Source organism: Mycolicibacterium moriokaense (assembly GCF_010726085.1).
In the GTDB taxonomy this organism is placed as follows: Bacteria; Actinomycetota; Actinomycetes; order Mycobacteriales; family Mycobacteriaceae; genus Mycobacterium; species Mycobacterium moriokaense.
Genome location: NZ_AP022560.1, coordinates 2,497,976 through 2,522,158 on the forward strand (window position 1 = coordinate 2,497,976; position 24,183 = coordinate 2,522,158).

Annotated in this window: 21 protein-coding genes and 1 pseudogene; 6 read left to right on the forward strand and 16 right to left on the reverse strand. The window is 64.3% G+C overall.

Going from position 1 to position 24,183, the window contains the following annotated elements:
• Positions 1 to 4 precede the first annotated feature (4 nt).
• The 4 genes from G6N43_RS12280 to G6N43_RS12295 form a co-directional block, all read right to left on the reverse strand.
• Positions 5 to 862: a hydrogenase maturation protease gene (locus G6N43_RS12280; protein WP_234810140.1), complete on the reverse strand. Its 858-nt coding sequence runs from the start codon at positions 860 to 862 to the stop codon at positions 5 to 7.
• Positions 859 to 2,466, reverse strand: a complete 1,608-nt coding sequence (locus tag G6N43_RS12285) for a nickel-dependent hydrogenase large subunit (protein WP_083153390.1) — start codon at positions 2,464 to 2,466, stop codon at positions 859 to 861. The genes G6N43_RS12280 and G6N43_RS12285 overlap by 4 nt, the downstream gene beginning before the upstream one ends.
• Before the next feature lie 74 nt (positions 2,467 to 2,540).
• Positions 2,541 to 3,512 (reverse strand): NADH-quinone oxidoreductase subunit B family protein, encoded by a 972-nt coding sequence (locus tag G6N43_RS12290; RefSeq protein ID WP_083153393.1) that lies wholly within the window; start codon positions 3,510 to 3,512, stop codon positions 2,541 to 2,543.
• Between the two features lie 97 nt (positions 3,513 to 3,609).
• A complete protein-coding gene (locus G6N43_RS12295) occupies positions 3,610 to 4,248 on the reverse strand; it encodes a helical membrane plugin domain-containing protein (RefSeq protein WP_234810141.1) in 639 nt (212 codons plus the stop codon).
• A gap of 172 nt (positions 4,249 to 4,420) precedes the next feature.
• Here G6N43_RS12295 and G6N43_RS12300 point away from each other — a divergent pair, with 172 nt between their 5' ends.
• The 5 genes from G6N43_RS12300 (at position 4,421) to G6N43_RS12320 (ending at position 8,745) form a co-directional block, all read left to right on the forward strand.
• Positions 4,421 to 5,476 (forward strand): AraC family transcriptional regulator, encoded by a 1,056-nt coding sequence (locus G6N43_RS12300; RefSeq protein WP_110810440.1) that lies wholly within the window; start codon positions 4,421 to 4,423, stop codon positions 5,474 to 5,476.
• Between the two features lie 45 nt (positions 5,477 to 5,521).
• Positions 5,522 to 5,860 carry a hydrogenase maturation nickel metallochaperone HypA gene (locus tag G6N43_RS12305; RefSeq protein ID WP_083153396.1) on the forward strand — a complete coding sequence of 113 codons (339 nt, stop codon included), beginning with the start codon at positions 5,522 to 5,524 and terminating at the stop codon, positions 5,858 to 5,860.
• Between the two features lie 4 nt (positions 5,861 to 5,864).
• A complete protein-coding gene (gene hypB, locus G6N43_RS12310) occupies positions 5,865 to 6,689 on the forward strand; it encodes a hydrogenase nickel incorporation protein HypB (protein ID WP_083153399.1) in 825 nt (274 codons plus the stop codon).
• 77 nt (positions 6,690 to 6,766) lie between these two features.
• Positions 6,767 to 7,840 (forward strand): class 1 fructose-bisphosphatase, encoded by a 1,074-nt coding sequence (locus G6N43_RS12315; protein ID WP_083153401.1) that lies wholly within the window; start codon positions 6,767 to 6,769, stop codon positions 7,838 to 7,840.
• A 5-nt stretch (positions 7,841 to 7,845) separates the two neighbouring features.
• Complete coding sequence (locus G6N43_RS12320) at positions 7,846 to 8,745, forward strand: phosphoribulokinase (RefSeq protein WP_083153501.1); 900 nt, start codon at positions 7,846 to 7,848, stop codon at positions 8,743 to 8,745.
• Between the two features lie 3 nt (positions 8,746 to 8,748).
• Here G6N43_RS12320 and G6N43_RS12325 read toward each other — a convergent pair whose 3' ends face one another.
• The 3 genes from G6N43_RS12325 to G6N43_RS12335 are packed head-to-tail and all read right to left on the reverse strand — an operon-like array spanning position 8,749 to position 11,211.
• Complete coding sequence (locus G6N43_RS12325) at positions 8,749 to 9,342, reverse strand: hypothetical protein (protein ID WP_083153402.1); 594 nt, start codon at positions 9,340 to 9,342, stop codon at positions 8,749 to 8,751.
• The gene (locus tag G6N43_RS12330) at positions 9,339 to 9,764 is read right to left on the reverse strand and encodes a ribulose bisphosphate carboxylase small subunit (RefSeq protein WP_083153403.1); all 426 of its coding nucleotides are present in this window, start codon (positions 9,762 to 9,764) and stop codon (positions 9,339 to 9,341) included. The genes G6N43_RS12325 and G6N43_RS12330 overlap by 4 nt, the downstream gene beginning before the upstream one ends.
• A 16-nt stretch (positions 9,765 to 9,780) precedes the next feature.
• On the reverse strand, positions 9,781 to 11,211 hold the full coding sequence (locus G6N43_RS12335) for a form I ribulose bisphosphate carboxylase large subunit (protein ID WP_083153405.1): 1,431 nt from the start codon (positions 11,209 to 11,211) through the stop codon (positions 9,781 to 9,783).
• Between the two features lie 200 nt (positions 11,212 to 11,411).
• Here G6N43_RS12335 and G6N43_RS12340 point away from each other — a divergent pair, with 200 nt between their 5' ends.
• Positions 11,412 to 12,380, forward strand: a complete 969-nt coding sequence (locus G6N43_RS12340; protein ID WP_234810143.1) for a class I fructose-bisphosphate aldolase — start codon at positions 11,412 to 11,414, stop codon at positions 12,378 to 12,380.
• Positions 12,381 to 12,748: 368 nt separating this feature from the next.
• Here G6N43_RS12340 and nuoN read toward each other — a convergent pair whose 3' ends face one another.
• The 9 genes and pseudogenes from nuoN to nuoF all read right to left on the reverse strand — a co-directional run bounded on the left by nuoN (position 12,749) and on the right by nuoF (position 24,183).
• Positions 12,749 to 14,266, reverse strand: a complete 1,518-nt coding sequence (nuoN, locus tag G6N43_RS12345; RefSeq protein WP_083153414.1) for an NADH-quinone oxidoreductase subunit NuoN — start codon at positions 14,264 to 14,266, stop codon at positions 12,749 to 12,751.
• Positions 14,263 to 15,765: an NADH-quinone oxidoreductase subunit M gene (locus G6N43_RS12350; protein ID WP_083153417.1), complete on the reverse strand. Its 1,503-nt coding sequence runs from the start codon at positions 15,763 to 15,765 to the stop codon at positions 14,263 to 14,265. Before G6N43_RS12350 ends, nuoN begins: the two co-directional genes overlap by 4 nt.
• Positions 15,762 to 17,642, reverse strand: coding sequence for an NADH-quinone oxidoreductase subunit L (nuoL, locus tag G6N43_RS12355; RefSeq protein WP_083153503.1), 1,881 nt, complete (start codon positions 17,640 to 17,642; stop codon positions 15,762 to 15,764). The genes G6N43_RS12350 and nuoL overlap by 4 nt, the downstream gene beginning before the upstream one ends.
• A 7-nt stretch (positions 17,643 to 17,649) precedes the next feature.
• On the reverse strand, positions 17,650 to 17,949 hold the full coding sequence (gene nuoK / locus G6N43_RS12360) for an NADH-quinone oxidoreductase subunit NuoK (protein ID WP_006245521.1): 300 nt from the start codon (positions 17,947 to 17,949) through the stop codon (positions 17,650 to 17,652).
• Positions 17,946 to 18,764: an NADH-quinone oxidoreductase subunit J gene (locus tag G6N43_RS12365; RefSeq protein ID WP_234810144.1), complete on the reverse strand. Its 819-nt coding sequence runs from the start codon at positions 18,762 to 18,764 to the stop codon at positions 17,946 to 17,948. Before G6N43_RS12365 ends, nuoK begins: the two co-directional genes overlap by 4 nt.
• A 17-nt stretch (positions 18,765 to 18,781) precedes the next feature.
• Positions 18,782 to 19,194: pseudogene (gene nuoI / locus G6N43_RS12370) on the reverse strand (NADH-quinone oxidoreductase subunit NuoI); the annotation flags it as partial.
• The gene (gene nuoH / locus G6N43_RS12375; protein ID WP_083153422.1) at positions 19,187 to 20,440 is read right to left on the reverse strand and encodes an NADH-quinone oxidoreductase subunit NuoH; all 1,254 of its coding nucleotides are present in this window, start codon (positions 20,438 to 20,440) and stop codon (positions 19,187 to 19,189) included. The gene nuoH and the pseudogene nuoI, both read right to left, overlap by 8 nt.
• Positions 20,437 to 22,779 carry an NADH-quinone oxidoreductase subunit G gene (locus G6N43_RS12380; protein ID WP_083153425.1) on the reverse strand — a complete coding sequence of 781 codons (2,343 nt, stop codon included), beginning with the start codon at positions 22,777 to 22,779 and terminating at the stop codon, positions 20,437 to 20,439. The genes nuoH and G6N43_RS12380 overlap by 4 nt, the downstream gene beginning before the upstream one ends.
• 102 nt (positions 22,780 to 22,881) lie before the next feature.
• Positions 22,882 to 24,183, reverse strand: a complete 1,302-nt coding sequence (nuoF, locus tag G6N43_RS12385) for an NADH-quinone oxidoreductase subunit NuoF (RefSeq protein ID WP_083153427.1) — start codon at positions 24,181 to 24,183, stop codon at positions 22,882 to 22,884.

Here is a 24,183-nt window from a genome sequence, read left to right on the forward strand (position 1 = left end):
ATCATCACTTCTGCTGCTCCAGCGGAATTCGCAACGCGGCCTGGGCGTCATCCCAGCTCGCGTGACGTACGCCAACAGGGAAGTTGTCATCGAGCAGTTCGCGAATCAGTAGCGCACGATCGCCTGCCGGAGTGCGTTGTTTGAGCAAGAGGCCGCCGCTGCGCGGCCCTCGCAACGGCAGGAGCCACAGCGCATCATCGCGAACCGCCCCGACGGCGACATGGGCGGGGAAGTGCGCCGCGCACAGTGCCGCACCCAACCGCAGGTAACCGTCCTCGGTGAACTCCACGGCGAGAGCCGCGGGATCGTTGGGTTCGGCGGGCCGCAGCGCGGAGATGAAGTCCCGCTCGATGACGTCGATCACCGTTTCCATCGCGGAGCTGACGGCGGGTGAAAGATCGGCACCCATAGCGACATTCGCGGCCTCGATGAGGAACACGGTGATGTCCGTTGGACAGTCGTCGGCGAGCGCCCACCGCGCGAACGCGAGCGCGTGATCCCAGCGGAACGAGTGAGTGTGGAGGCCTTCCAACGGCGGAAGCTCCCCCAACTCCTCGCCCGGCACTCGGTATACGGTACCCGGTGCGGCGCCGGTAGCCGACGCATCAACGATCACGACCCGCTCGGCTCCGCGCATCTGGAAGGCGACGTCCATCCCGGCGGTACCGCCGTCAACCAGCCGAAGCCCTTCGGGCACACCGCGTTCCCATAGATGGCGCACGAGAATCGGTCCGACGCCGTCGTCGCCGCGCAACAGATTGCCACAACCGACGACCATGACTGCGCAACCCGGCGGTTCGATTAGGGGGTCGATCGCGCCGGGCTGCTTCGTCTCGTCAGAGGTGGTTGACGTGGGAATCACACCATTCCGTTGATGACGAATTTCGACAGTTCACGGCCGGACTTCCCGTCGTACGCATGCACGGTGCACACGAGGCAGGAGTCGAAGCTTCGTGCGACGTGACCCAGCTCCACCGGGTCCTCGGGATCGACGATCGGGGATCCCACCAACGCACTCTCGATCGGGCCGAGTACGGACGCGCCGTCACGAGGGCCGATGTTCCACGCGGTCGGCGTAACCACCTGGTAGTTCTTGATTTTGTTGTCCTCGATGACGATCCAGTCCGACAGCGACCCGCGGGCGGCCTCGGTGGATCCGAAACCCTTGCCCTCGGCATGCTCGATGGGCTTCATGTAGAAGCTCTCCTTGAGGTCGAGCTGATTGAGCCACTCCCGGGTCCAGTTGTAATATTTCGGCGCCTCGTGCATGCGGGCCAGCTGTCGTACGAACACGCTGGGGCCGATCTTGTTGTACAGGTCCACGAACAACGGATCGTTGTCTTGATGCGGTGCGGCGTTCGGGCCGCCGGCCGCCATCCGTCGGGCCAGCGGCCCCGCCTCGAGCGGAACGTGGCCAAGGCCGGGCACGTCGTAGCGGGGTGACTTGGCCCAGCTGTACTTGCCCTGCTTCCGCCCCTCCTCCGGGTCGATCGGATTCGTCTCGCCGTCGAACGGGTGCAACGCCCCGGTGCCCTCATAGAACGAATGGGTGACATCCTCGCGCACGCGCGCCTGGTCGAATTCCAACCACTTGCCGTTGGCGAAGATCCCGGATCGTCCGATCAGCGCCGCATTGCGGCCCTCGATCGTGGGGTTCTCGTACAGCGCCGGATCGAAGTAGGTGCCGGTGGCGATGTAGTTCCCGACGCCCTTGCCGTACTTGTCCAGTCCGACATCAAGGCTGTACCGGATGAAGAAACCGCAGTCGCTGTTGTGTTGCTCCTCGTTCTCGTCGACCCACTCCAGGACGTCTTCCCACGTCTTGTTCGCGAGCCAGCGATCGATCGAGCAGCCGAGCCACTGCTTCTCCAGCCAGTTGTCCTTCCAATGTTCGAGGATGGCGATCGACCGCGTCACGTCCGAGAGCGTGGGTGCGCACATCACACCGCCGGGCACCATGAAGCTCGAATGCGGCCACTGGCCACCGAAGATCGCATACACCTCAACGGGTTTCGACGACAGCACCACGCCGGGCTGGTAGCTCGTGCCGACGTACGGGGCGAAGCGGCGGACGGCTTCGGCGTAGAGCGGCGACTTGGCGTAGTTCTTGTTCGTCAGGTCGATCGCGAACAGCGCGTAGAAGTAACGCGGGATCGACTGCAGCGTCTCGACGGCCTGACAGATGTTGCGGACCAGCGTGGCGTTCGGCGGCACGTGCGTGCGCCACGCGGTGTCCAGCGCATAGGCGGACTTGTAAAGGTGGCTGCCCCCGCAGATACCGCAGATCCGGGGTGTCACCACCAGGCCGGCCTGCGGATCCTTGCCGCGCAGAATGATTTCGAAGCCGCGGAACATCGCGGCCTCGGTCCACGCCGAGGTAACCACCCCGTCGTCGATGGTGACGCGTACGTCGAGGTCACCCTCGACGCGTCCAAGAGGACTGACGAACAGATCCAAGGAAGTCATACGGGTAGTCCTTTCGAGACTGGTGGCAGAGCTGAGGGCTGTAGAAGGGGGCTAGCTGTAGAAGGGCCCAGTGGTCAGACGACGAACATGTCTTCTTTTGACCACTGCGGTGCGGCGATGCGCGCTGCCGCGGCATGGGCCATGTACGTGAGATGGTCGCTGCCCTCGGGTACTTCCTTGGGAATCATGCCGCTGACCTTCTGCGTTTTGAAGACCGTTCCCGGAGCGAGGTCGAAGTGGGGGAACTCCGGCTCGGTGCAGCCGAGGCAGGGCATGCCCGCCCTCGTCTTCGACGATTGGCGATTCCACAGAATGCGGTTGCACGGAGAGTGCGTCATCGGTCCTCGGCAGCCGAATTCGTAGAAGAGACAGCCGGTGCGGGTGCCCTCGCCGAACGACATGGTCGACTGCTTGTATTCGAAGAACTGCACACGCGTGCAGCCGGTCTGCGTGAATGTCTTGAAAAACGTTTCTGGACGGTGCAGTTCGTCCAGCGTGATATCGCCCGCGCGGCCCGTCGCCAGCGCGACGATGATCTGGGTGATCCAATCCGGGTGGGCGGGGCAGCCCGGGATGTTGATCACCGGGAGGCCCATCTTCGAGCGGAAGTCCGGACCGAGGTAACCGCCCTTGTTGCGCTTGTGAAACTGCAAGCCGGTGGATGCCGAGGGATTCGGCTCGGTTGCCGGTATGCCGCCCCAGCATGCGCAGTCACCGATCGCCACGACGACTTGGGCGGCCGCGCAAAGGTCGTCGACCCAGTCCTTCATCGGCCGGTCGGCGAACATATCCATCCTGCCGGTGCCGTTGGGCGCCTCGATGACTGTGCCTTCGAACACGAAAATGTCCAACGGCCGCTCACCACGTGCGCAGTCCCAGAACACCTTCTGAGCGTTGTCACCGAGTTCGAGGCCCAGCGAAGGATGCCACAGTAGATCGAGGCCGAAGTCGACGATCAGGTCTACGACATTCGGTTCCTCCGCGTTGAGGAACGACATCGTGTTTCCGCTGCACGCTCCTCCTTGAAACCAGAGCACGGACGCCATGAAAACTCCTCTCGGTGCCTGCGGGCTGGGCAGGCGTTGGGCTGTTACGAGTGGTGGGCTGTGTATCGATGGCTAGTTGTGAATGACTAGTTGTGGCTTACGTTGCGGCGTGCCTTCCGTTCGTGCTTGCCGGTGCCGTCCCTGATGCCGCAAGCCGCTGACCGAAAGCCCGCGCGATGTGAATCATGAAACCCAAACCACGGGATACATCAGGGTCTTTGGTCGCTCTCATGAGTGCGAAGATGCCCTTGGGGCCGCGCGGGTCAGCCGTCGCGGCCGCTCGTCCTTGGAGCAGTGCCTCGCCGAGATCGGCGATCACGTCGGCGGTCTGAACGTCGGCCAGCGGTGAGTGCAGCAGCCTTTCGATCGCCGGGCTTGCGTCGACCGCCGCGCTCGACAACCGCGTGACGGCGTCGCTGAGGGCGGCGAGGTCGATGTTCGGCCATGGGCGCTGGCCGTTGCCCGCCAGCTCCTTGACCTCCGCGACGCCCGAAGCCAGGTTGTCGCCGATCACGTCGGCCCTGCGCAGCATGCCGTCGAGGCCCACGATGACGGTCGCCAGGAGATCGGCGTGATCAAGGATCAGCGAAATCGACGAGGCGATCTTCGGATCGTCCAGACGGGCGACGAGCTGGTCGCCGGGGGACTCCTCGACCAGTTCATCGCTGGCGAAAGTCGCGATAACAGAGCCTTGTGCGGCCACCAGAACCTCCTGCGCCGGTGTGTCGGTGGTCACAGACGCTAGCTGTGACTGGGCGCTTGGCCTATCGCTTTCGCGCAATCACTGTCAGAATTGCGCAAACTTGTAGTCGCAGATGCGATCAATGCGCCAAGGAGTCTTGAATGATCGCCGCACACTCTTCAACGAAATGTCAAGCCGCAATCAAGGTGGCGACCGGGCAAGGCTGATGTCACGGCTGGCCCGGATGGGCTTCATCGACACCCGACGCACCGGCAACCCGGTGCGCCGGAAGGTGCGGTCGCGGGGCGTGCCGCCCGCTCTGGCAAACAACGAAATCTTCTACACCGAGAATGTCCGGGAGGCCGGGTCCCTGCTCAGTCAGGCGCTCGCACCCGGATGGATCACGCTGCCGGACGGCGCGACAGGTTTCGCGGCAACGATGCACGGGGTGCGACTGCGCAACGTCAGCATGCTTTACCTCGATCTGCATGTGCGATCCACTCTCGAGATCCCAGCCCTGGGGCGGTATTTCGGTGTGCACATGCCCATGAACGGAACGGCGCGTTGTGTACACAACGGCCACGACTTCGAGGCGAACACGATAAACGCGCTGGTCACCAGTCCGGGTGCCGGCCTGACGATGCATTTCGACGACGATTCACCGCAGTTGTTGATCCGCATCGAGGAGCAGGCACTGCACGACTACCTGACCAGGATGCGTGGCCGCCGCCTCTCGGGGCCGCTGGTTTTCCACCCTGAATTCGACTTGACCAGCGACGTCGCGGTGCGTTGGCACGCCGCTGTCCAACTCCTGCACACCGAGGTTTACCACTCGGGGTCCCTCGTGCAATTGGGCCACGGGATCAGCGGCATCGAGGAACTTCTGATGAACAGCCTGCTGCACATCCAGCCGTCGAACTATTACGAGGAGTTCATCCGGCCCGCAGGCGATCCCCGCCGCAGGGTGGTGGCCGAGGCGATGAACTACATCGACACACATCTGGCCGAGCCGATCACCATGGAGTCGATCGCCCGCCATGTCCACATGAGCATCCGTTCGATTCAGCAGGGCTTTCGGGAAGAGCTCGGGGTCTCACCGATGACCTATGTCCGGGACCGCAGGCTCGAGCGGGTGCACGCCGAGCTCGCTGATGCGCTGCCCAGTGATAGGGTGACCGTGACCGATGTGGCGACCCGGTGGGGGTTCAACCATCTGGGCAGCTTCGCCGTGGAGTACCGGAAGCGATGGGGCACAACGCCTTCAGAAACATTGCGACAGTAGGGCGCCGATGAGTGTATGGTCGCCTCTGACTCGAGGAGGGTAGGCGTGCACGAGCTCTCGATCTGCAGCTCGATGCTGGGCATCGTGCGGGATAACGCCGCGGGTAGAAAGGTCAGGGCGGTCCACGTGCGGATCGGCGAGATGCGCCAGATCGTCCCCGACACACTGACTTACTGCTGGTCTCTGGTCACCGAGCAGTCGGAGCTCGAAGGTGTCGAGCTCCTCGTCGAGCGCGTACCCGCCAAGATTCGATGCACGGGTTGTGGTCATGATCAGCTGCTCAACGAGCTCGCCTTCGTCTGTGGCATCTGCTCGAGCAGCGCAGTCGATCTCATCGAGGGCGACGAATTCCTCATCACTTCACTTGATCTCGCGGGGGTGTGACGTCATGGGCAGGTTCCATCGGCACGACGACGGACAGCATCATGACCATGACCATGACCATGACCACGAGCATGACCACGAGCATGACCACGTGCGCGATCATGATCACGAGCACGGTGACCACTCGGGCTATGCCACGGGAACCGAGCGGGTCGTGGTCTTGGAGCGGATTTTCGAGGAGAACGATCAGACCGCAGCTGCCAATCGCCGCGACTTCGAGAGCGCCGGCGTGACGGCGGTGAACCTGATGTCGTCACCGGGCGCTGGCAAGACCACGCTGCTTCGGGAGACCCTGCGACTGCTGCAGGGACGGCTGGCGGTCGGCATCGTCGAAGGCGACATCGAGACGAGCATCGACGCCGACCGGCTCGACGGATTCGGTGCGGCCATCTCGCTGATCAACACCGCGAACGGATTCGGCGGGGAGTGCCACCTCGACGCACCGATGGTGCGCTCGGCACTGGCGCGGCTCCCGCTCGCCGAACTCGACCTGTTGATCGTGGAGAACGTCGGAAATCTGGTGTGCCCCGCGGAATTCGACGTCGGCTCACATGCCAACGCCATGGTGTACTCGGTCACCGAGGGGGAGGAGAAACCCCTGAAGTATCCGGTCATGTTCCGGTCGGCCGACCTCGTGATCGTCAACAAGATCGACCTGATTCCCCACCTCGACTACGACCTAGACCTGTTCTACGCCAACCTCAAGAGGGTTCACCCCGGGGTGGCCACCATCGAGACCAGCGCACGAACGGGGCTCGGCATCGACCGCTGGTGCGACTGGCTGTGCGAGCTGCACCGCGCGCGGCACGCGGCGGAAGCCATAAGCTGATCCGGCGGGCGGCCCACCCCCGCCTACCCACCCATCAGGGGGATGGCCATTCGTCACGGCGGCACCATCATTGGGGAATGCTTGCCGATCGCACAACGTTGGTGCAGTTCCTGATCGAAGAACGCCGTCGTCACCCCGACGCTTCGGGGGACTTCAACGCGCTGATCCTCGATGTAGCGCTGGCGTGTAAGGCGATATCGAACCGGGTGGCACTCGGCGCGCTCGTCGGGGTGCTCGGTTCGGTCGACAACACCAACGTGCAGGGTGAGGTGCAGCAGAAACTCGACATCCTGGCCAACGATTACTTCCTGCGTGCAACGGAGTGGAGCGGCCATGTCGCGGGAATGGTCTCCGAGGAACTCGACGAGCCCTACCTGCTGCCGGCCGAACATCCGCGCGGCAAGTATCTCCTGCTGTTCGACCCGCTCGACGGGTCATCGAACATCGACGTCAACGTGTCGGTGGGCAGCATCTTCTCGATTCTGCGGGCACCGCACCCTGGGAAGGACCCCGAACTCGACGATTTCCTGCAGCCCGGTTATCAGCAGGTGTGCGCGGGTTATGCGATCTACGGACCGTCGACCATGCTGGTCCTCTCGGTGGGTACCGGTGTGCATGCCTTCACGCTCGATCCCAACCTCGGCGAGTTCATACTGACCCGCCAGTCAATCCAAATACCGCCGAGCACCAAGGAATTCGCCATCAACGCGTCCAACCAGAGGTTCTGGGAGCCGGCTGTCCAGCGATATGTCCAAGAGTGCCTGCAAGGCCGCTCGGGCCCTCGGCTGAAGGACTTCAACATGCGCTGGGTGGCTTCGCTGGTGGCAGAAACACATCGAATCCTCACCCGCGGCGGTGTTTTCCTGTACCCGCGTGACTCCCGCGAGCCGGTCAAACCCGGCCGATTGCGGCTGCTATACGAGGCCAATCCGGTGGCGTTCCTGATCGAACAGGCCGGGGGCGCGGCCAGTACCGGACGTCAGCGCCTGCTCGACGTGGTTCCCGCGGATATCCATCAGCGCGTCTCATTCATCTTCGGTGCGCGAGAGGAAGTCACGCGAATCGAGGAGTATCACGCCGAGAACTACGAACTTGCCTCCACGATGCCGCTGTACCGCACCCGCAGCCTATACCGCAGCGCGGTGGGGTGATCGTCATGTCACGTAAGCATCCGATCGTCTCCGTCACGGGCTCGTCGGGGGCGGGCACCACCTCGGTGATGCGCACTTTCCAGCAGATCTTTCGCAGGGAAGGTATCAACGTCGCTTATGTCGAGGGCGACAGCCTGCACCGCTTCGATCGCCAGGAGATGAAAAAGGCGATCGCAGAAGCACATGCGCGCGGTGACCACACGTTCAGCCACTTCGGCCCCGAAGCCAACTTGTTCGCCGAGCTCGAGGAGCTGTTCCGCCTCTACGGCGAGACCGGGGCGGGCAGGTTCCGCAAGTATCTGCACGACGACGTGGAGGCTGCGCCATATAACCAGGAGCCCGGAACCTTCACGCCGTGGGAGGATCTGCCCGCCGACACCGACATGCTGTTCTACGAGGGGTTGCACGGCGCGATCGTCACCGACACGGTCGACGTGGCGCGTCACGCGGACCTTCGGATCGGCGTTGTCCCGGTGATCAACCTCGAATGGATCCAGAAGCTGCACCGGGACAGAGTGGTTCGCGGCTACAGTTCTGAGGCGGTGACGGATACCATCCTGCGCCGCATGCCCGACTATGTGAACTACATCTGTCCGCAGTTCTCGAACACCGATGTGAACTTTCAGCGGGTGCCGGTGGTTGATACCTCGAATCCGTTTGTTGCGAGAACGATTCCGACCGCGGACGAGTCGATGTTGATCATCAGATTCCGCGATCCGCACGGCATCGACTTTCCCTATCTGCTTGCGATGCTGCATGACTCGTTCATGTCACGCCCCAACACCATCGTCTGTCCCGGCGGCAAGATGGATCTCGCGATGCAGCTCATCTTCACGCCGATGATCATGCGGTTGATGGAACGACGCAACGCGGAGTTGCGTAACGCCGATCTGGTTACGGCGTGAGCGCTAACGGGACAGCGCGCGCACCACGATCTCGGCGGCCACCTGCATGGTGAAGTGGCGGGATGCGCGCCGACCCGCCAATTCCACGAGCCGGAACTCACCTTGCACCAACCGTCGGCTAGCCCGCGCGACAGCGTGAGTCGCCGGCGTGCTCACGAGTGATGTGGTGTCGACTTCCACTGGTGGGCACTGGGTGTCGCGGATCTCGCCGTGGACGTCGGGCACGCTCGGGTGCCCGCAGTCGACAACCACCAGGCCGGTGAAGCGTGCGCCGTACGTACCGGCAAGGCGCCAGGCCAGGCCGCCGGCCCTGCTGTCGGCGAACAGTAGGGCCGCAGAGATCTTCAACTGGTCGAGAATTGAGACGACGGCCTTAGGCGTCAACTCGTCACTTCGGGCTATCACCACGGTCCGAAACATCGCGACGTGCAGCCGTTCCCGGACCAGATCGTATGGGCGACCGTTGCGGCCTTCGTCGAACATGATGATCGTCCGGCCCGTTGCCGGGCCGGACACCATCACCGGAACCGCGACCTCGTCGATCGCATTGACACGATGGATCGACGGGCGGTCGGTCCGCTGCGGTGCTTTGATCATGGCGATTCGTACCGCTGACCGGCCGGCTGCTGAGAAGCGTAGGCGAACGTGGTGTAACCGATTCGGCGATCGGAACCTTCGGCCCGGTCGAGGCGGAAACCCGGCTCCTCGGCGGGTCGCTGCACGATGAAGGAGAAGGCGGTGGTCTGCCGACCGAGGCGGGCATCGTAGGCGTTGAGTCGCACATACGAGTTCGGGTATGCGCTGCGGCACGCATTCACCTCCAACATCACACCGGCCGCATCCTTGAGATCGAACATCGGCAGGCCCCACATTTCCCAGTAGACGTTGCGGGGGTGTGGGTCGTCGGTGAACTCCACCGACAACGGCCAGTTGTTGTCCAGCGCGTAGTTGATCTGCGCGGTGATCTCGTCGTCGGTGAAGTCGGGCAGGTAGGAGAAGGTGCCCTGGGTGATTCTCATTGGTATGCCTTCTTTCTCAGCTGAGGGTGGGTGTGGCGACCACGTCGGGGGTGTCGGTGGACTCGTAGTTGAACGAGATGTCACCCCAGGTGGCGAGGGCGGTGTCGAGCGCCCGGTTGTGTGCCGCCGCCTTCTTGAGGATCTCGGGGCCCTCGGAGTAGTAGTCGCGGCCCTCGTTGCGCGCCTTGATCATCGCCTCCAGGGCGACGCGGTTGGCCTCTGCGCCCGCAGCGATTCCCATCGGGTGGCCGATGGTACCGCCGCCGAACTGCAGAATGACGTCTTCGCCGAGATAGTGCAGGAGCTGGTGCATCTGCCCCGCGTGGATCCCGCCCGATGCGACCGGCATGACACCGGGCATCGACGCCCACTGCTGATCGAAATACAGTCCCTTCACCGGATCCGCGGCGATGTTGTCCAGCCGCAGCGTGTCGTAGAACCCGGCGATGGCATTGGGATCGCCCTCGAGCTTCCCGACGACGGTGCCCGCGTGGATGTGGTCGACGCCTGCGAGCCGCATCCACTTCGAGATGACGCGGAAGCTGATGCCGTGGCTCTTCTGTCGGGTGTAGGTGCCGTGGCCGGCTCGGTGCAGGTGTAACAACACTCCGTTGGCGCGTGCCCACTTGGCCATCGACTGGATGGCGGTGTAGCCGACGGTGAGGTCGATCATCACGACGACCGAGCCGAGTTCCTTGGCGAATTCGGCCCGCTCATACATGTCTTCCATCGTCCCGGCGGTGACATTCAGGTAGTGGCCCTTGATTTCGCCCGTTGCCGCCTGGGCACGGTTCACGGCTTCCATGCAGAACAGGAAACGATCGCGCCAGCGCATGAACGGCTGTGAGTTGATGTTCTCGTCGTCCTTGGTGAAATCGAGTCCGCCGCGCAGGGCCTCATAGACCACGCGACCGTAGTTGCGCGCCGAAAGGCCCAGCTTCGGTTTGGTCGTCGCGCCCAGCAGGGGTCTGCCGAACTTGTTCAAGTGCTCCCGCTCCATCACGATGCCGTGGGCGGGCCCCTGAAACGTCTTGACGTACTGGGTCGGGATGCGCATGTCCTCGAGGCGAAGTGCCTTGAGCGGTTTGAAGCCGAAGACGTTGCCGATGATCGAACTCGTGAGGTTGGCGATCGAGCCCTCTTCGAACAGATCGAGGTCGTAGGCGATCCACGCGATCCACTGACCCGGGGCGTTGGGCACCGCATCGACGCGATAGCACTTGGCCTGGTAGTGCTCGTAGGTGGTCAGTCGATCGGTCCACACCACCGTCCAGGTGGCGGTACTCGACTCACCCGCAACCGCCGCGCCGGCTTCCTCGGGAGGCACGCCTTGCTGAGGCGTTATCCGGAAGGCGCACAGGACATCTGAATCCTTCGGCACGTAGTCCGGTTGCCAGTAACCCATTTCTGCGTAGGGGATGACCCCGGCATTCCATCTGTCTGTCATGCCCGGAATGCTGCCAGCCAATTCTGAACATGTCTATTGAGAGTATGCCATCTAAAGTGAAGTGATTACTTAACTAATTCCCCCTCTGACTCCACCTCCTTGGTGAGGCGTCATGAACCGGTGCTGGATAGCTTTCACCCGACAATCCACGTACCGAAGGGCACGAGCACATGACGACCTGTCGACAGACAGCTGCACGAATGACGGCTCCCGGCAAAGGGATCCTCGCCGCCGATGAAAGCGTCGCGACGATGTCGAAACGACTGGAGGAGGCCGGTGTCGAGCCGACGGCCGAGAACCGCCGTCGGTATCGCGAGCTCCTGGCCACGGCGCCGGGCCTCGCGGACAGCGTCTCGGGCATCATCTTCTGCGACGAGACACTGCGTCAGACCTTCAGTGACGGCACGCCATTCGCCGAGGCGGTCACCGCACTGGGCATACTTCCGGGAATCAAGGTGGACACCGGAGCCAAACCGTGCCCCGGGCTACCCGGCGAGACCGTCACCGAAGGCCTCGACGGATTACCTGAGCGACTGGCGGAGTACGCCGAAATGGGTGCGGCATTCGCCAAGTGGCGCGCGGTCTTCACGATCACCGCGGAGACCCCGACGCGGGGTGCGATACGGGCGAACGCCAGTGCACTTGCGCGCTACGCCGCCGCCTGCCAGGCGGCCGGGATCGTGCCGATCGTCGAACCCGAGGTGCTCATGGATGGGGCGCACAACCGGGGCAGGTGCAGGGACGTGACCGCCGAGGTGCATGCGGCCGTGCGCGCCGAGATGGCACTTCTCAACGTCGATCTGGCCGGCATCGTGCTCAAGCCGAACATGGTCCTGGAGGGAAGCGACTATTCGCAACAGACCAGTCCAGAAAGGGTCGCGGAGATGACCGTCGGCGTCCTGCGGTCGTGGCCCGATGACCTGGCGGGTGTCGCCTTCTTGTCCGGCGGCCAATCGCCGGAGCGGGCGACCGCCAATCTCGAGGCGATGCAATCGCATCGGACGCCGTGGCCGCTGACTTTCTCATTCGGTCGCGCGTTGGTGTCTCCCGCACTCGCCGCGTGGCGCGGGGATCCTGATCGCATCGCCGACGGCCAGGCGGCCTTGATTGACCGGGTTGCCGCCAACGGCGCCGCGGCGCGACTGCGCGGTGAACTGCAGCCGGTCTGATATCCCGGCGGGGGCGGCGTTGCCACGGCGCGCCGCCCCCGCCGCCTGCTGAGATCTAGTCGACGATCCAGACGGAACGGCGGGTGAGATCGATGATCTCTCGTCCGCCGCAGTCATAGTGCACGACAACGTGACCGGGAGGGGTCGAGTGAACTCGCCCCACTTTGCCGAAGACACCGTGGGCGACCCGCACCCGATCGCCGGCGGCAGGGCGCGAACCAGGCGGAAATGACGGCGCGATCTGTGCTGCGATGCGGGTCATTGCGGATGCTCCCTCCGGTGACTTGTCGTGTCTCACTCTGCCTCTCGAGAGCGACGGCATCCGCCCCCTGTTGGGGTAATCGAGGGGTGGTTCCGACCGGGCGTCCTTAACGGATGAAGTCCCCGGCGTTGATCGTGAGATCGAACAACGGCTGCGGAAGGATGCCGAGGAGGATGGTCGCCGCCGCGGCCATGGTGACGACCGCCGTGGTCGCCAGAGCGGGCCGTTCTGCCTGCGGTGCAGCGGTATTCGGTGGGTTGAAGAACATCGTCACGATCACGCGGGCATATGCATAGGCGGCGACAGCGCTGGCCAGCACACCGATGACCACCAGTACACCCGCGCCGTCGGCCGCGGCGGTCTGGAAGATCGCGAACTTGCTGACGAAGCCGCTGGTGAGCGGAATGCCTGCGATCGCCAACAGGAACAGCGCCATCGCGCTGGCGACCGCTGGGGAGCGCTGCCCGAGTCCCGCCCAGCGCGACGTGTCGGTCTCCTCGTCGCCGTCCGGCCCGCGGATCATCGTGACCGTCGCGAATGCCCCTATTGTGCTGACGGCGTAGGCAACCAGGTAGAACAGCGTGGACGAAAGCCCGGCCTCTGTTCCGGTAACCCCAAGCAGGAGGAAGCCGGCATTGACAACCGCTGAGAAGCCCAGCAGCCGTTTGATATCGGTCTGTACGACGGTCAGCACAGCGGCCACCACCATCGTCAGTGCCGCGATGACACACAGCACCGGTCGCCAGTCGGTGACGAGCCGTGGCAGCGCCACATAGAAGATCCTCAGCATGGCCCCGAACGCGGCCAGCTTCGTCGCCGCGGCCATGAAGGCTGTGACGGGCGTCGGCGCGCCCTGATAGACGTCCGGGACCCACGAATGGAACGGTACCGCTCCGACTTTGAACAACAGCCCGGCAGTCAGCAACGCGACACCGATCAGCGCCAGTGACGTCTCGCCGCGCTCATCGAGCGCCGTGGCGATGCCCGAGAGCGTGAGGGTGCCCGCGTAGCCGTAGAGCAGCCCCATGCCGTAGAGGAAGATCGCGGATGAGAATGCGCCGAGGAGGAAATACTTCAGCGCTGCCTCATGTGAGAGCAGCCGCCGGGTTCGGGCAAGTCCGCACAGCACGTAGAGCGGCAGCGAAAGCACTTCAACAGCAATGAATATCGTCAGCAGGTCCGACGCGGCTGGAAGCAGCAGCATGCCGCCGACAGCGAACATGAAGAGTGGGAACACCTCGGTTTGCAAGGCGCCCTCCCGTTGTGCGTCCCGCTCATCGGCGCTGCCAGGGACCGACGAGCCCTGCGGGGTGAATGCCGCGAGTCGACGGCTGCCGATCGGCGCGATCGAGATGGCGGAGGCCATCAGGATGGCGCCCTGGAGAAAGAGTGTCGGTCCGTCGATCGTGACGGAGCCCATGACCGCATGGCCTTGGTGGCCCGTCTGGAGGATGACCGCGATGAACGCTGCACAGAGCGCGGTGCCATTCAGGGTGACCTGTGCCGGGTACCGGCGGTCCCGCGGCAGCAACGCTTCGAGAAGGATTCCGAGAATGCCGGCGCCGAACACGATCAGCATGGGTGAGAGGGCGGCGAATTCGATATTCGGTGCAGGTAACGTCATTTGGCGGCCACCTTCGGTGTGGGGTCTATCTGATCGAGGACCGTCATGGTGTGGCTGACTGCGGGATTGATGACGTCGAGCATGGGTTTCGGATAGACGCCGAGGACGAGCAGCAGGGCGATCAGCGGCGTAACGACTGCGAGCTCGCGGGGGAGCAGATCGCGTAGCTTTTCGTTGCCGTCCATGACCGGGCCGGTCATCATCCGCTGGTACATCCACAGGATGTAAACCGCAGAGAGAACCAGTGCGGCGCTCGCCACGACCGCGGCGGCCGGGTACCGGGTGAATGTGCCCATCAACACCAGGAACTCACTGATGAACGGGCCCAAACCCGGTAGGGCGAGTGCGGACAGACCCGCGACGAGGAAGGTGCCGGCGAGTACCGGTGCGACCTTCTGCACCCCGCCAAAGGCACTGATCAAGCGAGTTCCCCTGCGCGACACCAGGAAGCCGGCGATCAGGAACAGCGCCGCCGTGGATAGGCCGTGGTTGACCATGTAGAGCGTCGACCCGGACTGGCCCTGGCTGGTCATCACGAAGATGCCGAGGATGATGAAGCCGTAATGCGAGATCGAGGTGTAGGCGATCAGGCGCATCACATCGGTTTGGCCTATCGCCAGGACGGCGCCGTAGATGGTGCTGATCACGGCCAGTGTGATGATCAACGGCCGGAAGTACGTTGAAGCGTCGGGGAACAACTGCAGGCAGTACCGCAGCATGGCGAAGGTGCCGACCTTGTCCACGAGGGCCATCATCAATACAGCAGTCGCCGGTTTCGCTGACGCCGCGACAGGTGGCAGCCAGGTGTGAAACGGCCACATGGGCGCCTTGATCGCGAACGCCACCATGAACCCGAGGAACAGCAGTCTCTGGATGGCCGGATCTGCATCTGGTGTGAGGGTCAGCAGTGTACGGAAGTCCAATGTGCCGGACGAGACGTGCAACCCTATGATCGCGGCCAGCATTACGAGGCCACCGAACAGGTTGTAGAGAAGGAACTTCAGTGCGGCCGGCGAGGAACCCGAGCTGCCGTACCGCCCGATCAGGAAGTACAGCGGAATCAACGTGGCTTCGAAGACGACGTAGAACAGCAGCACGTCGAGGGCGACAAAGGACAGCATGACGAACGACTCGACGGCGAGTATCAACGCCACATAGGTATGGGTCACCAACGCTCGGTGGTTGGCTTCGTTCCATCCGGCGATGATCAGTATCGGAACCAGGACGGCAGTGAGCACGACAAGTACGAGCGCAATGCCGTCGACACCGACGGTGTATCCGGCGCCGAAATACGGTATCCACCTGTGCGTTTCGACGAACTGGTACTGCTTACCAAGGGCGTCGAACTGAACCGCGATCACTCCGGTGACAACGACGACAGCCGACGATGCGATCAAGCCTGCCCACTTCGCGAGCTCGGGACGTGGCATTACGAGCACGATGCCTGCGCCGACGAGTGGACCGAGCCACAGGATGGTTAACCACGGAGCGCCGGTCATGACAACCCCACCGCGACAAGCGCGGTGACGACAACGGCCGACCCCGCGAGCATCGAGAGGGCATACGAGCGGGCGTAGCCCGTCTGCCACCGTCGCCATCGATTCGAGGTTCGCGCGGTAGTCGCGGCGATCGCGCTGACGGTCGCTTCAATCATGGTGTCGTTCACCGCCTTCAACGCGCCTACCAGCCGCCCACCTGGTCGCATGATGAGTTCTTCGTTGAGTGTGTCGCTGTAGAGGTCTTTGCGGGCGGCGATGGTGAGTTTGGAGCCGGCGGGTGCTTGTTTGGGGATGGGTTTGGTGGCGTAGTTGCGGTAGGCGATGGCGATGCCGATGGCGACGGCGGCCAGGATGATGGTGGTGATGACCCAGACGGGGGCGATGTGGTGGATTTCGTGGGTGCCGACGACGGGTTCGAGCCAGTGCTGCAGGGTGCCGCCGATGGCGAAGGCTGCCCCCGAACCCACCGAGCCGATGGCCAGCAGGATCATCGGCCAGGTCATCACCGCCGGTGATTCGTGCGGATGCGCCTCAGGTGCCCAGCGTTGCTGGCCGAAGAACGTCATCAGCATGACCCGGGTCATGTAGAACGCGGTGATCCCGGCACCCAGGATGGCCGCGCCGCCCAGGATGATGCCTTTGGCCCCGCCGGCGCCCAGGGCGGCTTCGATGATGCCGTCTTTGGAGAAGTACCCCGCCAGCGGCGGGATGCCGATGATGGCCAGATACCCCAGCCCGAAGGTGGCGAAGGTGATCGGCAGGGCTGTGCGTAGGCCGCCGTAGCGGCGCATGTTGACCTCGTCGTTCATCGCGTGCATGACCGAGCCGGCGCCGAGGAACAGTCCGGCTTTGAAGAAGCCGTGGGTCAGCAGGTGCATGATCGCGAACGCGTATCCGGCCGGGCCCAGGCCGGCGGCGAGCACCATGTAGCCGATCTGGCTCATGGTGGATGCGGCCAGCGCCTTTTTGATGTCGTCTTTGGCGCAGCCGATGACCGCCCCGAACAGCAGGGTGACCGCGCCGACGATCACCACGCCGAGCTGGGCGGTGGGGGCCAGGTCGAACACCGGCCCGGAGCGCACGATGAGGTAGACGCCGGCGGTGACCATGGTGGCGGCGTGGATGAGCGCCGAGACCGGGGTGGGGCCTTCCATCGCGTCGCCCAGCCAGGACTGCAGCGGCACCTGCGCGGACTTGCCGCAGGCGGCCAGCAGCAGCAGCAGCCCGATGGCGGTCAGTACGCCTTCGGAGACGCCGGGGGCGGCGGTGAAGACGCCGGCGAAGGAGACCGACCCGATGTGGGCGAACATGACCATCAACGCCACGGCCAGGCCGATGTCGCCGACGCGGTTGACCACGAACGCCTTTTTGGCCGCGGTGGCCGCGGAGGGTTTGTGTTGCCAGAACCCGATCAGCAGATACGACGCCAGGCCCACGCCTTCCCAGCCGACGTAGAGGCCGAGGTAGTTATCGGCCAGTACGAGCAGCAGCATCGCGGCCAGGAACAGGTTGAGGTAGGCGAAGAACCGTCGGCGGTCGGGGTCGTGGGCCATGTAGCCGATGGAGTAGATGTGGATCAGTGAGCCGACGCCGGTGATCAGCAGCACGAAACACATCGACAGCTGATCCAGTTGCAGGCCGAAGTCGACCTGCAGCCCCGCGACCGGCACCCAGGTGAACAGGGTTTGGGTCACGCCGCGGTGTTCGGGGGTGCGGGTGAGCATGTCGGCGAACAGCACCGCGCCGACGGCGAAGCAGCCCAGTGAGGCCGCACAGCCCAGTAGGTGTCCCCAGCTGTTGGTGCGTCGTCCGCCCAGCAGCAGGATGGTCGCGCCGGCCAGCGGCAGGGCGATGGTCAGCCACACCGGAAGTGTCATCGTCACCTCAGTGCTTGAGCAGGCTGGCGTCGTCGACCGAGGCCGAGCGGCGGGTACGGAAGATCGTCATGATGATGGCCAACCCGACCACCACCTCACAGGCGGCGACGACCATCGTGAAGAACGCCACCATCTGACCGTCGAGATGCCCATGCATGCGCGAGAACGTCACGAACGCGAGGTTGCAGGCATTGAGCATCAACTCCACACACATGAACATGATGATCGCGTTGCGCCGCAACAACACTCCGGCCGCACCAATGGTGAACAACAACGCAGACAAATACAAATAATTATCGGGATTCATTCGTCTTTTCCGCCGCCGTTCCCGTTCGTGCTGTACGCCCAGTCGTCAACCCAGTCGGTGCCGACGTCTGGCGGCGGCGTCACCAACCGCACGTGCGACCGCCCCGGTACATGCGTAGTACGTGGTGTAATCGCGCGCGGTTGCAATATCCGCGACACCGATTCGCGCGCAGGCGAACCGTCGGGAAGCAACGCGGGAACATCGACGGCGTTGTATTGGGCGAACACCCCCGGACCCGGCAACGTCGTCGGATGTCCGCCGGACCGGAATCGTTCGATAGCAAGATCACGTTGCGACTTACGGTGTTTCCTGCGCTCGCGATACGCAAGGACCATCGCACCCGCCGCCGCCGTGATCAACAGCGCGCTGGTGAGTTCGAACACCCACAGGTAGCGGGTGAAGATCAGCGCCGCCAAACCCTCCACGTTGCCGTCGGCGTTGGCCTGAGCCAGCCCAGTGGACCCGGCCACCGACCCGGTGCCTATACCCGCGATCAGCAGTACGCCGAAGGCCGCCCCGACGACAACCGCCGCAACGCGTTGTCCCCGAATGGTTTCCACCAGCGACTCCGAAGAGTCGACGCCGATGAGCATCAGGACGAACAGGAACAGCATCATCACCGCGCCGGTGTAGACCACCACTTGTACGATCCCGAGGAAGAGGGCGTCCTGCGCGATGTACAAGATGGCCAGCGCGACCATCGTCATCGCCAGGAACAGCGCGGAATAGACTGCCTTGGCGGCCATCACCACGCCAAACGTGCCGGCGACGGCTATGGTGCCGAACACCCAGAACAACACCGCCTCGCCGGTCATCGTCCTGGCTCCGAAACGAGGAGTTTGTCCTTGCCCCAGATCAAGTCGGCACGGTTGTCGTCGGCCATCTCGTATTCGTTGGTCATCGTCAGCGCGCGCGTCGGGCATGCCTCGATGCACAGCCCGCAACCGATGCAGCGCAAGTAGTTGATCTGGTAGACGCGGCCGTAACGCTCACCGGGGGAGTACCGTTCGTCCTCGGTGTTGCTTGCGCCCTCGACGTAGATGGCATCGGCGGGCAGGCCCACGCGCACAACTCGCAGCCGATGCACTTCTCCAACCCGTCGGGGTAGCGGTTGAGTTGGTGCCGACCGTGATAGCGCTTGGCCACCGGACCCGGCTTCTCCGGATACTCCTCGGTGATCGGCTTCTTGAACATGGTGCCGAACGTGACCTGGAAACCCGCGATGACTTTGGTGAATTCAGGCATCGATGTCTTCCCGTCGGATGATGATCACCGGATCCGCGATCCGTTGTCCGGGCAAAGGTGGCACCGGGTACCCCGTGGCCATCGGGTTGAGATAACCGGTTGTGCCGCTTCGGCGGTCAGAAGGCGAGCTGCTCGCCGATGTGCGCCTGACGGTCACGGCAGCGGCGAGCACGACGCCCAGACCGGCTATTGCCGTACTCCACGACGGGGTGTGGAGCGCTGATTCCATGCCCCGCGCGACGGCCACCGTCATGAGCCATCCCAGTGAGACCGGGATCAGTACCTTCCAGCCGATAGCCATGAACTGGTCGTACCGCAGCCGGGGAAGCGTGGCGCGCAGCCATACGAAAACGAACAGGAAGGCCCACACCTTGCCGACGAACCACAGCAGTGGCCACCAGCCGGTGTTGGCGCCGTCCCACATTCCGATCGGCCACGGCGCGCGCCAGCCGCCGAGGAACAATGTCGCCGCAAGCGCGGACACCGTCGTCATGTTGATGTACTCGGCGAGCATGAACATCGCGAACTTCAGCGACGAGTACTCGGTGTGAAAACCGCCGACCAGCTCGCCCTCCGCCTCGGGCAAATCGAAAGGCGCCCTGTTGGTTTCGCCGACCATCGAAATCACATAGATGAGGAATGACGGCAACAGGAGAAAGACGTACCACGCGCCCTCCTGTGCGGCGACGATGCCGGAAGTGGACATCGTCCCCGCGTACAGAAATACGGTGGTGAACGACAGCGCCATCGCGATCTCGTAGGAGATCACCTGCGCAGTGGATCGCAACCCGCCGAGCAGGGGATAAATCGAACCGGAAGCCCAGCCGCCCAGCACGATTCCGTACGCACCGATCGATGCGGCGGCGAGGATGTACAGCACGGCGACGGGCAAGTCGGTCAGTTGCAGGGCCGTGCGATGCCCCGCGATGGAAACTTCTGGTCCGAATGGAATGACGGCGAATGCCATGATGGCGGGTACCACCGAAATGACCGGAGCGAGGCGGTAAATGGCCTTATCCGCTCCGAAGGGCGTGATGCCCTCCTTGAGCGCCAGTTTGACGCCGTCCACCAGGCTTTGCAGCACGCCGGCGGGCCCGACGCGGTTCGGTCCGGACCGCATCTGCATCCGGGCCAGCACTCGACGCTCGACCAGGATCGCGACCAGCACCGTCAGCACCAGGAAGCCGAAGACGGCAACCGCCTTGAGCAGAACCAGCCACCACGCATCAGTCATCTCGCTGGTCATCCCGCCGCTCCGATCGTGACGAGAGCGCCCACGGCGACGCCCAGTTGCTCATGGACCGGAGAACCGGTCGAGTTCAGAGGTAGCCACACGACCCGATCGGGAAGATCGGCGACTGCCAAGGGCAGGGTGACAGCACCCGATGGCGTGCTGACAGTGACGGGGGCACCCTCGGCGGCACCGATTTCCGCCGCGGTTGCCGCGGAGAGGCGCACCACCGAAGGCCGGGCCGTCTGAGCCAGGTGCGGTTCGCCGTCCTGCAGCCGGCCACCGTCGAGCAACATCCGCCAACCGGCGAGAATCGCCTGGCCGGCATGCGGATGCGGCGGTTGAACCGGGGATACCGACGGGGGGTCGGGACGCAGACCAGACCATTGACCAATCCGGTCGAGTTCGGTTCGAGCGGCCGCTGAGTCGGGCAGACCCAACCCGACGCCCATCTCCGCCGCCAGCGTATGCAGTACCCGCAGATCGGGCATCGCCTCGGAATTACGCAGCGCCGATGCGAAGTACCGTTGGCGGCCTTCCCAGTTGAGGAAGGTCGCCGATTTCTCGGCGACCGGTGCGACCGGGAAGACAACGTCGGCGTGTGCGGTGACCTCGCTGTGGCGAAATTCCAGGCTCACCACGAACGGCGCCTTCGTAAGCGCTGCCCGCGCGCTCTGAGGGTCGGGTAGATCGGCGACCTCCACACCGCCGATCACCAACGCCGCCAAGGTGCCGTCGGCCGCGGCGGCCAGTATGCCTGCGGTGTCCAGACCCCGCTGTGCGCTGGGACGGCCGCCGGGCAACAGGTTCGGCAGCGCCCCCGCTTCGAGCGCGCCGCGTTCGCCCGCACGTCGGGGCACCCATGCCAGCCGTGCACCGGTCGCCTCGGCCAGTCGACTCGCCGCCGAAAGGCCGCCCGCGATCGCGCCCAATCGCTCGCCGACCATGATGACGGCGCCCGGTTGACGCAGCAGGTCGGCGACGTCCCCTGCAATGAGACCGCCCAACACGAACGGTTCTTCGCCGGGCGCTGTCCGAAGAAGGGTGCCCGACATCCTGGTCAGGCCGCGAGTTGTGAACGGACCGACGGAGTACACGGGCAGCCCACGAGTTCGGACGGCTTTGCGCAGTCGTAGGAAGACGATGGGCGACTCCTCTTCGGGCTCGAATGCCACGAGCAGCACCACCGGAGCCGATTCCAGGTCGCGGTAGGTAACGCTCATCGGCCTTCCCGCGACGTGGGCGGCCAGGAAGTCGGCTTCCTCGACCGAGTGCGGTCGGGCGCGGAAGTCGATGTCGTTGCTGCCCAGCGCCAACCGCGAGAATTTGGCATACGCGTAGGCGTCCTCCCATGTGCTCCGACCACCGACCAGGATGCCTGTCCGGCCGTATGCGGTTCGGAGACCGGCCGCCGCCGCGGCGAGTGCGTGCGACCACGACGCCGGGGCGAGGGTGCCGTCGCCTCCGCGGATCATCGGGGTGGATATCCGTTCCGACACAGGGGCATACCGGAACGCCCAGCGCCCTTTGTCGCAGTTCCACTCCTCGTTGACCTCCGGGTCGTCACCCGCCAGTCGCCGCAGCACCTTGCCCCGCCGGTGGTCGGTGCGCTGGGCGCACCCCGAGGCGCAGTGCTCGCACACGCTCGGGCTGGACACCAGGTCGAACGGCCGCGCCCGGAATCGATAGGCGGTGCCGGTCAGCGCGCCGACCGGGCAGATCTGCACGGTGTTGCCGGAGAAGTAGGAGTCGAATGTCTCGCCGCTGTGGATACCGACTTGTTGCAGCGCCCCGCGTTCCATCAGATCGATGAAGGGGTCACCCGCGACTTGGCGGGAGAAGCGGGTGCAGCGCGCGCACAGCACACACCGCTCGCGGTCCAGCAGCACCTGGGGTGAGATCGGAATCGGTTTGGGGAAGGTGCGTTTGGTGCCCAGAAATCGGGTTTCGGGCGCGCCGGTGGACATGGCCTGGTTCTGCAGCGGGCACTCACCGCCCTTGTCGCACACCGGGCAGTCGAGCGGGTGGTTGATCAGCAGCAGCTCCATGACGCCCTGCTGAGCGGTGGCTGCGAGGGGCGAGGAGTGCTGCGTCCGAACCGCCATGTTCTCGGCCACCACCGCGGTGCAGGAGGCGATCGGCTTGCGCTGGCCCTCGACCTCGACGAGGCACTGGCGGCAGGCACCCACCGGGTCGAGCAGCGGGTGGTCGCAGAACCGCGGGATCTGGATGCCGATCAGTTCGGCGGCGCGAATCACCAAGGTGTTCTTGGGCACACTGACCGGAATGTCGTCGATGGTGAGGCTCACCATCTCGACGGCGGGGGCGTCGTGGGCCGGTTCGGTCACGGTCATCTAGACCCCCACCCCTTCCTCGGCGAGCAGACGCAAAGTGCGCCATTTCGTCGGCGTGTCGGGACAGTTTGCGTCTGTTCGCGCAGGAAACTCGCGCGCCATCTAGACACTCACCGCTTCCGTTGCCATCAGCGTCGAGGCATGCGGGTCGAACGGGCAGCCTCCGTGCAGATGCGCGATGTACTCGTCGCGGAAGTGCTTGATCGACGACAGGATCGGGCTGGCTGCGCCGTCACCCAACGCGCAGAACGACTTTCCGTTCATTCCATTAGCGATGCTGAGGAGCCGATCGAGGTCGTCGGCGGTTCCGGTGCCCGACTCCAGTTGCTCGTAGACCTGCGTGAGCCAGTAGGTACCTTCGCGGCACGGGGTGCACTTGCCGCACGATTCGTGCGCGTAGAACTGCGTCCAGCGGCGCGCCGCACGCACCACACAGGTGGTCTCGTCGAAGATCTGCAGCGCCTTGGTGCCCAGCATGGAGCCCGCGGCGCTCACTCCCTCGTAATCCAGTGGGACATCGAGATGTTCGTCGGTGAGCAGTGGTGTGGACGATCCGCCGGGCGTCCAGAACTTCAATCGATGCCCGCTACGAACACCGCCGGCGCACCCGAGCAGTTCGCGCAGCGTCGTGCCCAGCGGTGCTTCGTATTGCCCGGGCCTCGTGACATGCCCGGACAGCGAGAACAGTGTGAACCCGGGGGAGTCGTCGGTTCCCATGGAACGAAACCAGTCAACGCCGTTGAGGATGATCGACGGAACCGATGCGAGCGACTCGACATTGTTGACGACGGTGGGGTACCCGTACAGTCCTGCTTCGGCGGGAAACGGTGGCCGCAGCCGCGGTTGGCCCCGCCTGCCCTCCAGCGAGTCCAGTAGCGCGGTCTCCTCCCCGCAGATGTAGGCGCCCGCCCCGGCGTGCACCTTCAGTTCGAGGTCGAAGCCCGAGCCGTTGATGTCCGTGCCCAGATAGCCGGCTGCATAGGCCTCGGCGACTGCGGTGCGCAACCGCCGCACCGCTGGGACCACCTCTCCGCGCACGTAGACGAACGCGTGATGGGCGCGGATGGCGTACGCCGCGATGATCGCACCCTCGATCAGCAGATGCGGGGTGGCCATGAGCAGCGGAACATCTTTGCACGTACCGGGTTCCGACTCGTCGGCGTTCACGACGAGGTAGTGCGGACCCGTGTTGTCCTGTTTGATGAACGACCACTTCACCCCGGTTCGGAACCCGGCGCCGCCCCTGCCGCGTAGGCCCGACGACTTGACGGTTTCGATCACCTCGTCGGGCTCCATTGCCAGTGTCTTCTGCAATGCGCGATAGCCGTCGTGGGCCTGGTAGGTGTCCAACGTCCAGGACTGCGGGTGGTCCCAGTAGCGGCTCATGACAGGAGTCAGCGTCAT